The sequence below is a fragment of the Serratia sp. CY47280 genome, from assembly GCF_052168655.1.
Classification (GTDB): domain Bacteria; phylum Pseudomonadota; class Gammaproteobacteria; order Enterobacterales; family Enterobacteriaceae; genus Serratia; species Serratia bockelmannii.
In genome coordinates, this window is the sequence record NZ_JBJNMG010000001.1 from 1,569,743 (window position 1) to 1,582,948 (window position 13,206).

General features: G+C 60.6%; 12 protein-coding genes. 3 read left to right on the forward strand and 9 right to left on the reverse strand.

Features of this window, described 5'->3' with window-relative positions:
- Positions 1 to 39 precede the first annotated feature (39 nt).
- The 3 genes from ACJ8J4_RS07640 (at position 40) to ACJ8J4_RS07650 (ending at position 3,584) form a co-directional block, all read left to right on the forward strand.
- On the forward strand, positions 40 to 933 hold the full coding sequence (locus tag ACJ8J4_RS07640) for a LysR family transcriptional regulator (protein ID WP_264383654.1): 894 nt from the start codon (positions 40 to 42) through the stop codon (positions 931 to 933).
- Between the two features lie 378 nt (positions 934 to 1,311).
- Complete coding sequence (locus ACJ8J4_RS07645; RefSeq protein ID WP_197832525.1) at positions 1,312 to 2,169, forward strand: DUF4365 domain-containing protein; 858 nt, start codon at positions 1,312 to 1,314, stop codon at positions 2,167 to 2,169.
- Between the two features lie 410 nt (positions 2,170 to 2,579).
- Entirely contained in the window at positions 2,580 to 3,584 is a 1,005-nt protein-coding gene (locus ACJ8J4_RS07650; RefSeq protein ID WP_043136352.1) for a LacI family DNA-binding transcriptional regulator, read from the forward strand.
- A 6-nt stretch (positions 3,585 to 3,590) separates the two neighbouring features.
- On the opposite strand, the gene araD is transcribed toward ACJ8J4_RS07650, so the two are convergent.
- The 9 genes from araD to ACJ8J4_RS07695 all read right to left on the reverse strand — a co-directional run bounded on the left by araD (position 3,591) and on the right by ACJ8J4_RS07695 (position 13,180).
- The gene (gene araD / locus ACJ8J4_RS07655; protein ID WP_049209277.1) at positions 3,591 to 4,283 is read right to left on the reverse strand and encodes an L-ribulose-5-phosphate 4-epimerase; all 693 of its coding nucleotides are present in this window, start codon (positions 4,281 to 4,283) and stop codon (positions 3,591 to 3,593) included.
- Positions 4,277 to 5,146 (reverse strand): L-ribulose-5-phosphate 3-epimerase, encoded by an 870-nt coding sequence (locus ACJ8J4_RS07660; RefSeq protein ID WP_060447920.1) that lies wholly within the window; start codon positions 5,144 to 5,146, stop codon positions 4,277 to 4,279. The genes araD and ACJ8J4_RS07660 overlap by 7 nt, the downstream gene beginning before the upstream one ends.
- Complete coding sequence (locus ACJ8J4_RS07665; RefSeq protein ID WP_197832524.1) at positions 5,133 to 6,620, reverse strand: FGGY-family carbohydrate kinase; 1,488 nt, start codon at positions 6,618 to 6,620, stop codon at positions 5,133 to 5,135. Before ACJ8J4_RS07665 ends, ACJ8J4_RS07660 begins: the two co-directional genes overlap by 14 nt.
- An 8-nt stretch (positions 6,621 to 6,628) precedes the next feature.
- Positions 6,629 to 7,618: an ABC transporter permease gene (locus tag ACJ8J4_RS07670; RefSeq protein WP_038877882.1), complete on the reverse strand. Its 990-nt coding sequence runs from the start codon at positions 7,616 to 7,618 to the stop codon at positions 6,629 to 6,631.
- Entirely contained in the window at positions 7,615 to 9,105 is a 1,491-nt protein-coding gene (locus tag ACJ8J4_RS07675; RefSeq protein WP_049209281.1) for a sugar ABC transporter ATP-binding protein, read from the reverse strand. Before ACJ8J4_RS07675 ends, ACJ8J4_RS07670 begins: the two co-directional genes overlap by 4 nt.
- Positions 9,106 to 9,159: 54 nt before the next feature.
- Positions 9,160 to 10,077, reverse strand: coding sequence for an ABC transporter substrate-binding protein (locus ACJ8J4_RS07680; RefSeq protein ID WP_015378502.1), 918 nt, complete (start codon positions 10,075 to 10,077; stop codon positions 9,160 to 9,162).
- Positions 10,078 to 10,212: 135 nt separating this feature from the next.
- On the reverse strand, positions 10,213 to 11,280 hold the full coding sequence (locus ACJ8J4_RS07685; RefSeq protein ID WP_016927009.1) for an erythritol/L-threitol dehydrogenase: 1,068 nt from the start codon (positions 11,278 to 11,280) through the stop codon (positions 10,213 to 10,215).
- A gap of 354 nt (positions 11,281 to 11,634) precedes the next feature.
- Positions 11,635 to 11,952 carry a PTS system regulator TmaR gene (gene tmaR / locus ACJ8J4_RS07690; RefSeq protein ID WP_004935612.1) on the reverse strand — a complete coding sequence of 106 codons (318 nt, stop codon included), beginning with the start codon at positions 11,950 to 11,952 and terminating at the stop codon, positions 11,635 to 11,637.
- A gap of 160 nt (positions 11,953 to 12,112) precedes the next feature.
- The gene (locus ACJ8J4_RS07695) at positions 12,113 to 13,180 is read right to left on the reverse strand and encodes an FUSC family protein (protein ID WP_089181126.1); all 1,068 of its coding nucleotides are present in this window, start codon (positions 13,178 to 13,180) and stop codon (positions 12,113 to 12,115) included.
- Between the last annotated feature and the right edge of the window lie 26 nt (positions 13,181 to 13,206).

Consider the following 13,206-nt stretch of genomic DNA (forward strand, 5'->3'; position numbering starts at 1 on the left):
ATGGGGGAAAATCCCCCGCAAAATCGACGGGGGAACCGCGTGCCGAGCCTGATTTATTCCTTTGCCCAACTGGAAGCCTTCACCGCCGTGGCCGAGCACGGCAGCCTGGCTAAGGCCGCGCTCAAACTGGGCAAAGACCGCACGACGCTGCGCGATTTGATTGATTTTCTCGAGGATGGCTTGGGCTATGCGCTGTTCCTGCGCGAGGGGCGCAGCCTGCACCTGACACCGGAAGGCGAACAGCTGCAGCGCCAGGCGCACCTGCTGATGCGCCAGGTGAAGGCGTTTGAGGCATTTGCCAAAGACGTGCCGAAGAGCGCGGCGCAGGAAATCTCGCTGGTCTACGATCCCTTTACGCCCCGCACATTACTGCAGGCGTTGATTGCCGCTATGGCCCAGCGCCACACGCGGCTGAGCCTGATTAACGCCTCGCGCGACGAAGCGGAAAGCCTGCTGGCAAGCGGCCAGGCCGATCTGGGCATCTGCCAGGCGCGCAACCGCAGCGTGGGCGACACCATGGAGTGGCGCGCCTTAGGGGCTATAGAGATGGATTTCTACGCCGCCGAAACGCTTTTCCCCGGCGCGGAACAGCCGCTTTCGCTGCTGGAGCTCTCGCTCACGCCGCAGGTGATCATGCACCCGGACTCTGACGAGCCGGTGGCGCGCCGCCTGCAAATTTCGGGGCATACCATTTTCACCAACGAACTGGAGATGCTGCGCGCCCTGCTTGAACAAGGCTGCGGCTGGGGATTCTTGCCGACGCACATGCATGCCGAACGGTGGAAAAACGTCAACACGCTGCGCACCGAAGTCGGCAGCCAGGGGATCAGCCAAACCATGCTCACCATCTGGAAGCCGGGCAGTGACCGACGGGCGCTGATTGATGAGACGTTGGCGCTGTTGCCGGGATTGTGGCGGGGGGTTGGTGGGTGAAAAGTCGCAGCTAGATTAGCGGTGTGTTTGGATTGGCGGTGGAAAATCACTGGCAAATTAGCGGTGTTGTTACGGTAGTCGAGCGTAGAGCTCATCACCTATGTTGTTTTTTCGTTCTTAAGCGGAGCTCGTTGTTTTCCCCCAGTGACCCCTTCCCCACCTTTGCTCCATCGCTGTTAGCGCTAGTTGAGTGCTTTGACTGATGGCATTTAGAGCGACAGCTTTGAGCGAAGAGCGGAAGTAGTCACTTTTGTGGTCTGCTCTCACGAAAGTGACTACAGGAACAGTTGCAATTCATATTAACCATTCAGTTGGCAGACAATTAGCTAGGGTGTAACCTGTCTAACTCAGAGAAAAGGAAGAGCTATGAGCTAAGCTATGAAAAAATACAAAAGCACCGGAGTAACAGGAAGAGCAGGTGAGCTATATTTTGCTTATTGGATAGTTCGCTATTTTAATTGGCCTTGCCGATTGCTTGATATTGATGTTGGCATAGATGCTCAAGTTGAAATTTTTGAAGATGAAATATCAACTGGGGACTTTTTTGCGGTTCAAATTAAATCAACGGTTGGAAACACCCCTGATATACAGATCGATCTATCTGACTTTATGTACTGGCAACAGTTGGAAACTCAAGTTGTTTTGGTCTCCATCGTAATGGCGGATAGCCATAATGATCCTGAGATGTTCTGGAAGCCATTTTCAAAACAATGTCTGGATGAAATAGTTCAAGAAATAACCTCAAAAGGACACCAGTCCAAAAAAGTCACCTTCACAGATTCAGATAAATTATGTGTTGAATCCAAAAATTCCTGGAGGATGGCAATGCTTTCAGAATCCGACAAAGATCTGATAAGGCTCGCCAAATCATTATTAGATGATTTAGAACAACATGACTTAGATAATTTTGTAGAGGAAGACTATTACCTCCAAGATGAACACAAGGACTATATAACTTTTAATAGCGAAATTGACATATTCAACCATCATTTCATCGATTATGAAAAGCTGAAAGATGCTGTATCTCATGATAGAAGGCTGGTGCTAAGAGCTCCCCTTATAGAAGAAGCTATCGATTACTTTGAGAATAACGAGGCGATATTGCTTTATATGTTCAATCATGCTTTTAATTGGATTAAGGGCGACCGAACTCCAAATGAAATACTGCCCCAAACATTGAGTCGTGAAATTAGACGGCAGACAAAAGATTGGGTTTATCACATGACGGGTTATTAAAGGGCGCAGTTGCGCCCTAATTAATTAGGCCGCGTTCTGCATCATTATTTCAGCAATCTGATGTCGATATTCACTTACACCACTAAATATTTGACACATGTTTACCAAACATGTGACCAGCTCACCATAAATTAATATATCGCGAGGTAAGTAACGTCTGTTCCTGGCACAAAACAGCCATTGATACCTAACCTCGAACATAAAACACACCTTACCAAACTCTCCATCAATAAAATATAGCCACATGAAATGATTAAGCCCACAATTAATAAACCAGCAACATTATTACCCCTGATTTCATTCTATTATTTCCCTTCCCGCCACTCCCCTCCCCCCAACTCCCCCCTAGCACCGCCCCCGCCCTTTCCCTACAATAAGGGATCTGTTGAGGCATAACGCAAGGAAAGACGGTGTCGAAAGCCAATCCCAATGCCACTATCGTGGATATCGCCCGCCGCGCCAGGGTGACCAATATCACCGTTTCCCGCGCCTTCAATAAGCCCGAGCTGGTCAAGCCGGAAACCCGCGAGCGCATTCACGCCATCGCCAAAGAGCTGAACTATGTACCCAACGCGTTCGCGCAGGGGCTGAAAAGCAGCAGCAGCCAGATTATCGGCATCGTCACTAGCAGCATGTACAACCCGTTCTATTCCGGCCTGATCAAGACCGTGTCGCGCATTGCGCGTCAGCAGGGCTACCAGATCATGCTGTTCGACACCGACGGCAGCGAAGAGGCGGAAATGCGCGCCATTCAGGCGCTATTCGGCTACAAGGCGCGCGGCATCCTGCTGTCGGCGGTGCGCGACGACAAGCGCTACCGCCCCGCCTATCTCGAGCTGGCCGAGGTGTACGGCGTGCCGCTGATCCTTATCGACCGCGATCTTTACGATCAGCAGCTGAGCGGCGTGTTCCTCGATAACCGCGAGATCGGCGTGCTGGCCGGGCGTTATCTGGCGGAGCAGCCGGAGCAGAAGCTGCTGATTATCGGCGGCCCGGCGGATTCGGAAATTACGCTAACGCGCACCGCCGGCATCGTCGCGGCCTTGCAGGGCAGCGGGCGTGAGATTCATATCATCAACGGCGATTATGATTTCACCTCGCAAGAGAGCGAGGTGCGCGCCTATCTGGCGCAGCCGGAGAATCGCCCGGATTACATCATCGGCCTGAATGGCATCATCACGCTGGGCGCCATCGCCATCTGCCACGAGATGGGGCTTTATGAGCAAGTGAAATTCTTCTCGATCGACGAGCCGCCGCGCGCCGGCGCTTACGGCCTGCACATTCCGGGGGTGTATCACGATACGCAGAAACTGGGGGAGATCGCCGCGGAGCTGCTGTTCAGCGCCATTCACAGCCCGCGCGGCGAATTGCCGGTGCGCAGAGAGTTCTTCACCGGCTCGCTGTTGAATCGCTGACGGGCGCTATTGCCCGTAGTAGGCGTGTTTGCCGTGCTTGCGCAGGAAATGTTTATCCAATAGCTCCGGCTGCATCGGGGCGATGGCCGGCGCCAGCTGGCGCGTCGCCATCGCCATGATCGCCACCTCTTCCAGCACCACCGCGTTGTGCACCGCATCCGCCGCGTCCTTGCCCCAGGCGAACGGGCCGTGGGAGTAAACCAACACTCCCGGCACCTGCTGCGGATCGCGCCCCGCCTGATTGAAGGTCTCGATGATCACCTTGCCGGTTTCCCCTTCGTAATCGCCGGCGATCTCCGCCTCGCTCATCGGCCGGGTACAGGGAATGTCGCCGTAAAAGTAGTCGGCGTGGGTGGTGCCCAGCGCCGGGATCGGCTGCCCGGCCTGCGCCCAGATGGTAGCGTTGCGGCTGTGGGTGTGCACCACGCCGCCGATATCGGCGAAGGCGCGGTACAGCGCCAGGTGGGTGGCGGTGTCGGATGAGGGTTTGCGGTGCCCTTCGCGCACCTTGCCCTCCAGATCCACCACCACCAGATCCTCCAGCGTCATCGCCTCGTAGGCGATGCCCGAAGGTTTGATCACCACCAGCCCGCTTTGGCGATCGATCGCCGAGACGTTGCCCCAGGTAAAGGTCACCAGCCCGTATGCCGGCAGGCTGAGGTTGGCGGCCAGCACCTGCAGTTTGAGTTCGTTCAGCATGCGATGCCTCCCCCATTCATCTGTTGTTCGATCCAGGCCTTGGCCTGGGCGATGCGTTGCTTGTCCTGCCCGTCTTCGCGCGCCCACATCTCCAGCAGGTAGGGGCCGCGATAGCCGAGCGCGTTGAGCACGGAAAAGGCGTGGGCGAAGTCCACGCAGCCCTCGCCGAACGGCACGTCGCGGAACTGCCCGGCGCTGCCCGGCCCCACCGCGACGGTGTCTTTGAGGTGCACGGCGGTGATGCTGCCGATGCCCAGCGCCAGCTCGGCGGCGACGTCGTTGCCCCAGGCGCTGAGGTTGCCGAGATCGGGATACACCGTGAACCACGGGCTGTTGACGTGGCGCGCGATGTCGCGCCATTTGCTGATGCTGTTGATGAACGGCGTGTCCATCACCTCCACCGACAGCATCACCTGCGCCCTGGCGGCCTGCGCCGCCGCCCACTGCATGCCCTCGATAAAGCGCTCGCGGCTGTGGCGATCGGCGGGTTCGTAATAGACGTCGTAGCCCGCCAGCTGGATGTTGCGGATGCTGAGATCCGTCGCCAGTTCCAGCGCCTTGCTCATCAGCACCCGCGCCCGTTCGCGGGTGGCGGCGTCGGCGCTGCCGAACGGGTCGCGCCGGTGCGCCGACAGGCACAGGCTCGGCACCGTCACCCCGCTGTCGAGCCGCGCCTGGATAAACGCCAGCCGCTGGCGGCGATCCCAGTCCAGCCGTTGCTGGCGCGCCGGCTGTTCGTCGATCGACATCTCCACAAATTCAAAGCCCAGCTCGGCGGCGGTGGCCAGCCGCTGCGGCCAGCTCAGATCGGCGGGCAGCGCCTTTTCATACAGCCCCAGACAGGCGGCGTTAGTCGTTTGCATCAGTCACCTCACTCAAAGCCTGAGCGACCGCCAGATAGCGCGCCTGCTGGGCGCGCAGGCGCCGGTGGGCGGCGGTCGCGGGATAATAACAGCGCAGTTTGGGCGGCGCGGCAGCGATCGCCTCTGTGAACCCGGCGTACTCCCCGGCGCCGACGGCGGCGCACAGGGCGGCGGCGCGGCAGCCTCCTTGGCGGGTTTCCACCACCTCAAGCGGCAGGTTGCCGGCGTCGGCGTACATCTGCATCCAGACCTCGGACTGCGTCGGCCCGCCGGTCATGCGCACCCGCTCGATGCGCGGATTCAGCTGCACCATGCGCTCCTGATGGATCAGGTGCGAGAACACGATGCCCTGGTAGATCGCCTGCACCACGTCCGCCATCTCGTGGTGGGCGCTCAGGCCGATCAGCCCGCCCGGCGTGTTGCCGCCGAGGTTGGAGCCGTACAGATAAGGCAGGAACAGCAGCCCGCTCGGCTGCTCGCGGCGCTCGGCCACCCAGGCGTTGAACTGGGTGTAGCGCTGCCGGTCGTCGGCGCAGAACTGGCGCAGGAACCAGGCCAGGTTGCCGGCCGAGGTCGGGCTGCCTTCGTGCACGAAATAGCGGCCGTCGATGCAGTAGCGCCCCCAGGCATAGGGGTAATCGGCGGGAATGATGCGCTCGGTCACGCAGGTGGCGATCGACCAGGTGCCCGCCACCGCGCTGAGCGTGCGATCGTCGGCCACGCCGGAGCTGAGCGCCGCGCCCACCACGTCGAACAGGCCGCCGTACACCGCAGTGCCCGTTCGCAGGCCGCACTGCGCCGCCGCAGAGGCCGTCACCCGCCCGGCCAGCTGCGCCGAGCCGATCGTTGGCGCGGTCTTCTCCTGCGCCTCTTCGATGCCGAAGGCCGCCATCAGCGCCGGATCGTAAGCGCCGCTGTGCTGGTTAAACAGGTTGCTGCCGGAGATGTTGGTCACCTCGGCCGCCGCCTCGCCGGTGAGGCGAAAGCGCAGGTAGTCGTGCGCCATCAGGATGCGATCGACAGCGGCGTACTGCGCCGGTTGCTGCTGCTTCAGCCAGCGCAGCAGCAGCGCCGGGTGGCTGGGCCACAGCGGCTGCAGGCTGCGCGGGTAGGTCTGCGCGTCCACGCCGGTGCGGCGCAGCTCAGCCGCCGTGGCCGCCGCGCGGTTGTCCGAAGAGAGGATGCCGTTGCCGACCGGTTTGCCGTGGCGGTCGATGGCGTACAGCCCTTTGCCGTGCGCCGAGAAACTGACGCCGCGCACCTGCCCGGCCTCCAGCCCCGCCGCGTGCAGCGTCTGGCGGATCGCCGCGCAAACATCATCCCACAGCGCGTCCATATTGCGTTCGCTGAAGCCCGGCTGTGCGGCAATCGCCGCGCCGTCGCGCTCGGCGATCGCCAGCTCTTCACCGCTTGCCCGGTACAGCCCGGCCTTGATCACCGTGCCGCCGACGTCTATGCCAAGAAAGACTGACATCGCGCCTCCTATTTGCGCCGCACGGAGCTGAGGTAGATGGCGGCCAGGATGATGCCGCCCTTCACCACGTTCTGGATATATGGCGACACGTTCATCAGATTGAGGCCGTTGTTGAGCACCCCGAGCATCATCGCCCCCACCAGCGTGCCGACGATGGCGCCGCGCCCGCCGGAGATCGCCGCACCGCCCAGCACTACGGCGGCGATAGCGTCCAGCTCGAAGCCTTCGCCGGCGTTAGGCTGCCCGCTCATCAGGCGCGAGGTCAGCACCAGCCCGGCCAGCGCGGCGGTCAGTCCGCTGATCACGTACACCAGCATCTTGTAGCGCGGCACGCGGATGCCGCTCAGGCGCGCCGCCTCTTCGTTGCCACCCATCGCGTAGACGTAGCGGCCGAACGGCAGCTGGTTGAGCATCAGCCAGGCCAGCACGTACACACCGAGCATGATCAGGATCGGCACCTGAATGCCCAGCACCGTGCCGCGGCCAAAGAAGGAGAAGACGTCGGGCAGGCCGGAGATTGGGTAGCCGCCGGTATAGAGCAGCGCCAGGCCACGGGCGATGCCCATCGACGCCAGGGTGACGATGATCGGCGGCATGCGCAGGTAGGCGATGCAGGCGCCGTTGGCCAGGCCGAACAGCGCGCCGACCGCCAGCGCCGCCACCATCGCCAGCGGAATCGGCACCGCCGCCAGCATCAGCCCGGCGGCGACGGAGCCGGCCAGCGCCATTACCGGCCCCACCGAGAGATCGATGCCGCCGGTCAGAATGGCGCAGGTCATGCCCACCGCGATGATGGCGTTGATCGACACCTGGCGCGCCACGTTGGTCAGATTGTTGACGCTGAGGAAGCTGTCGTTCAGCAGGCTCATCAGCACGAACAGGACAGCGAAGCCGATAAACGGCAAGACCGCCGGGTGATGCAGCAGTTTTTCCCAGCGCTTGCCGAGACTGGGGCCGGCGGCGCGGCGCGCCACGGCGGGTTGTTCAATTCCGATCATAAGGCACTCCCGGTCGCGTGAAGCATGATGTGGTTGGATTCGATGTCATCGCCGGTCAGCTCGGCGACGATGTGGCCGCCGCGAAACACCAGCACGCGGTCGCACACGCCGATGATCTCCGGCAGTTCGGAAGAAATCATGATGATGGAGATGCCCTGCTGGGTCAGTTGCTGCATCAGCTGGTAGATCTCGGCCTTGGCGCCCACGTCGATGCCGCGCGTCGGCTCGTCGAAGATCAGGATGTTGCAGTCGTTGTTGAGCCAGCGGGCGATCACCACCTTCTGCTGGTTGCCGCCGCTCAGGGTGCTGACGGCGGTCTCGGCGTCCGGAGTTTTCACCCCCACGGCGCGGATCAGCCGCTGCACCACGTCGCGATCCTTGCGGGCGCTGACGAAGATCTTGCCGCGCCGGTGGTGCCGGTTGAGGGTGACGTTCTGCGCCACCGAGAACGGCAGCACCAGGCCCTCGGTTTTGCGGCTCTCCGGCAGCAGGCCGATGCCCTGCGCCAGCGCCTGCGCTGGGGAGCGCAGCGCCGCCGGTTGGCCGCCGAGGCTGACGCGTTTGCGGTGGCAGCGGCTGGCGCCGATCAGCGCAGAGACGGTCTCGGTGCGCCCGGAGCCCACCAGCCCGGCAAAGCCGAGGATCTCGCCCTTGTGCAGGTGAAAACGGTCGGTCGCGCCGTGCTTCTCGCGCTGGATCTCCGCCTCCAGCAGCACCGTCGCGGTATCGACCGGGTGCTGTTTCACCGGGAAGGCGTTCTCGATTTTGCGCCCGACCATCAGCCGCACCAGCTCTTCCACGTTGGTGTCGCCGGTGGCCAGCGTTTCGATGTAGGCGCCGTCGCGCAGCACAGTGATGCGATCGCAGATGGTGAAAATCTCGTCCAGGTGGTGCGAGATAAACACCATGCCGACGCCCAGCAGCCGCAGATCGTTCATCACGCTGAACAGGTGCTCGGCCTCGCCTGGCGTCAGCGTGGCGGTCGGCTCATCCAGCACCAGCACCCGCGCCTCCAGCGACAGCGCCTTGGCGATCTCAACGAACTGCTGCTGCGCCACGCTCAGCTGCTCCACCGGGCAATCGAGATCGATAGCCACCGTCAGCCGCTTGAAGATCGCCTCGGCCTTGCGCCGCATCGCCCGCCGATCCAGCAGGCCCCAGCGGTTCCTGATCTCCCGGTTGAGGAAGATGTTGTCGATGGCGCTCATGTAGGGAATCAACGAGAATTCCTGAAAAATAATGCCGACCCCGGCCTCGATCGCCTGGCGATAGTTGTTAAAGCGGCGCTGCTCGCCGTCGATAAAAATATCGCCCTCGTCCGGCTGATAGATGCCACACATGATTTTCACCAGCGTCGATTTGCCGGCGCCGTTTTCGCCCAGCAGGGCGTGCACTTCGCCGCGTTGAATGGCCAGATCGATGCCATCCAGCGCCTTCACGCCGGGAAAGCTCTTTTTTATTCGCTTCAGTTCCAGTAAAGGTGTCACCGCATTGCCCTCCGCACCGAACGCCCCGCCGCAGCGGGGCGAACCCGGCTGCTGTTACCAGCTAAAGCCGGCCGCATTGCTGCGGTCGATCAGCTTCACTTTGACCGGCACGGTTTTCGGCACCGTGGCGCCCCAGTAGCGGGCCAGCGCAATGCCGAGCGCGATGCGCAGCTGGTCGCGCGGGAACTGCGCTGAGGTGGCGATGAACGGCGAATTCGGCTTGAGGATCTCTTTGATGGCTTCCGGCTGGCCGTCGACGCTCACCAGCTTGACCTTGGCGCCGTTGCTTTCGATCGCCGCCAGGGCGCCGAGCGCGCCGACGTCGTTGACGCTGAAGATGCCCGCCAGATCAGGCGCCGACTGCAGCATGTTTTCGGTCACGGTCAGCGCGGTGTCGCGCTCCTGCTTGCCGTTTTGCTTGGTGACAATCTTGATGTCGGGGTATTTTTTCATCGCCGCTTCAAAGCCGCGCACGCGCTCCAGGATCGGCACCACCGGGATGCCGTCGAGGATCGCCACCTTGCCTTTGCCGCCCAGCGCTTTCGCCAGGTACTCGCCCGCCTGGAAGCCGGCGTCGTAGTTTTCCGAGCCGACGAACGAATCCAGCGGCCCTTCCGCCTGGGCGTCGATCGCTACCACCACCGCGCCGGCCTTATGGGCGGAGATCACCGCCGACTGCACCCCCACCGAATCGGTCGGGTTGATCAGCAGGATATCCACCTTCTTCTGCAGCATGTCTTCCACGTCGCCGATCTGTTTGGCGACGTCATGGCGCGCATCGGCCACGTACACCTTGGCGCCGATATCCGCCGCCGCCTGATCCAGCGCCTGCTTCATGGTGACGAAGTAGTCGTTGTTCATTTCCTGGAACGACATACCGATAGTGATTTGCTTGGCCAGCGCCCCATGGCTGGCCGCCAACATTCCACCGGCGACGATAAAAGGCAGGGTCTTTTTGAATAATGAAAACATAGCCAATTCTCCTGTAGGGAAGCTTCTTGTTGTGGTTATCAGAGCAACAGCATGTCTTTACGTTTGGCCGACCGGCCGGCTCCCCATTGCGGATGGGCCGGCGATCGTGACTGCAACAGCGGTACGGCGGGAGGGTCAGGGAACCAGGATCACCTTGATAGAGTCGGTCGAGTCCGCCAGGGCGAAGGCTTCATCCCAGTCGTTCAATGAATAGCTGTGGGTAACCACGCCGTTGGAAGTCACCAGCCCGCGCTCGAACAGATCGATGGCGATTTCATAGCTGTAGGGCGCCAGGTGCGCGCCGCGAATGTCCAGCTCCTTGCGATCGCCGATGATGGACCAATCGACGGTGGTTTCCTTACCGAACACGCTGAACTCCACGAAGCGGCCCAGCTTGCGGATCATCTGCAGCCCCTGGGTGACGCCGATCGGCGCGCCGGTGGCCTCGATGTACACGTCGCAGCCATAGCCGCCGGTCAGCGATTTGACGATCTGGTCGGCATCTTCCTTCAGCGGGTTGATCACCACGTCGGCGCCGAACTCCTTCGCCAGCGCCAGCCGCTCGTCGATGGCATCGATCACGATCAGTTTCTTCGGCGTTTTCAGGCGCGCCACCTGCACCATGCACAACCCGAGCGGCCCGGCGCCGGCCAACACCACTACGTCGTCCAGCTGGATGTCGCCGCGCGCCACGGTGTGGATGGCGCAGGCCATCGGCTCAATCAGTACCGCGTCTTCATGGCTCAGGCTTTCCGGGATCTTGTGCACGATGGCGTTCTCGGAAAAACGCATGTATTCCGCCATGCCGCCCTCCGCCACGTCTTTCTGGAAGCCGTAAATGTTATGCGTCTCACACATCCAGTAGCTGCCGGATTTGCAGTAGCGGCACTCCCAGCACGGCACGATCTGCTCGGCGATCACCCGCTCGCCGATCCGGTATTTGCCTTCCGCGCCCTCGCCCAGCGCGGCGATGCGGCCGTAGAACTCATGCCCCGGCACCACCGGCGGTTTGACCCACGGGTTCTCCCCCCAAAACATCTGCGCGCCGTTCTTGCATTTGCAGTCGCCGGCGCAGATGCCGCAGCCTTCCACCTTGATCACCAGCTCGCGCGCCTTCGGCAGCGGCGTAGGCACCTGTTCGAAACGATAATCCTGCGGGCCGTGGCAAACGACCGCGCGCATTTTTTCCGGCAACTGGCTCATCTCTTCCTCCAATACACTCGTTAAACGCTTGAATTTTCTTAATGTTGACGTTGTCATTTTTATCCAACAAAAAACAAGTAACGAAATAACATGATAAATTTCAATGAATTAATCATCACACATCCCAGAAACTCAAAATGACAACGTGAACATTGATCGACATATAACCAAAGCTGCAAAAATAATTGTTTGAGCAAAATCACAGTTCGTTAACATTGCGGCTAAAAATGCTACAAATGCGGATCGCGATCCCATTTAAAGGATCGATGAGGATCGGGAGATGATCGAAACGGCGGGAAGAAGATGATTGGCAGGAATGCGGGCCAGGCATCGCACCCGGCCCGATAAAGCGGGTTACTTCACTTCGCCCATCGCTTTCAGCTTTTTGGACAGCTCGCGGCGCTCTTTGGACAGATCGGCATTTTTGATGATGTAGTCATCAACGCGATCTTCGTAGTCGCTGCGCATGTTGGCGATGATGCCCTGAATGTCTTCAATGCTCATGCCGGGCTTGATGTACTCGCTCAGGTTGTCGAGCAGCAGCACGCGCTTCTGGTTATCACGAATTTTCTTTTCGTTGTCGACGATCTCGCGTTGCAGTTTGTTTTTGCGGCGGAACATACGCACAAACTCCAGCACGTCCTGGAAACTCGGCTTATTTGCATTATCCATCTTTATACCCTTGCTTTAGTAATACACAGATTCATTTGCTTACGGCCACATGGCACCAAGATACAGGTTTGTGGCGGTCCGGCACAACAGTGATTGCCTTATCTTACCCACTTTGCCCCGGCGGCCAAAACCCAAAGCGCCGCCTTCATGATCTGACCCCCTATTCACGCTCGGCGGCGGTACAAACCTGGAGCAGATCCCCCAACTCTTCCAGCTGCTGCGCCAGCTCCATGCTGAGCCAAACGTAGCCGTAAATCGGCGCTTCGCCGTGCTGGCCGAGGCTGACCTCCTGCATCAGCGTTTTCAGCTCGCCGGCGATCTCCGCCAGCTGCCCCGCCACCGCCTGCCGCTGCGCCTGCGGCCCTTCGCGCATCAGCACCGCCAGCGATTCCAGCGAGCTCAGCGTCAGCAGTTGGGTACTGCGCAGCGTGCGGGCGTTCAACATGATGAAGTGCGTTTCGCGCGAGGCCCAGTAGGCGTCGGCCATCAGCTCCAGTGTACACACCAAATTGCGGCTGAGGGTTTGCACCGCCTCGAACACCGCTTTGGGGATGCGGGTTTCCTTGCTGGCGGGCACGATCAGGCTGCGCAGCTTCACCACCTGATTCAACAGATCCTTGAGCTGCGGCTCCAGCCGCGGCCGCTCGATAACGTTCGGCGAAAAATACGCGCCGTAGAGGCGGGCGGCGGTTTGCAGGCAGTCCGCCATTTGCATGCGCCACAGAATGTAGGCGCGCTGTGGGTAGATGCTGGTGAACAGCAGCGCCAGCAGCGAACCGAAGATCACGTCGCCGCTGCGCCACAGCGCGGTGTGCATGTCACCGGCGCCCGCGCCGCATACCACCGCCAGCGTGATCCCCACCAGCAGCGCCATATACGGCCGTTTGCCGAGCGTCAGGTAACCGCAGACGAACATCACCACGCCGCACCAAGCCAGCATCAGCGGCAGCGAATAGAGTTCCAGATACAGGGCGATCAGGCCGGACGCGGCGCCGAACACCGTGCCGGCAATGCGTTGCAGCGCCCGCTGCAGCACGTTGCCCCAAAACGAGATCGGCCCCATCACCACCACCAGGGTGATCAGCGGCCAGGTGCCTTCGGGCACCGCCAGCAGGCGGATCAGCAGAAAGGTCAGAATAAACGCCAGCCCGATGCGCACGCCGTGTACGATGCGGTAGTGGCGATAGGTCAGCAGTTCAAGGGAAGAGATTTTTCGATCGAGGCGCACAATGCCTCCGATAAAGACCAGCCAGG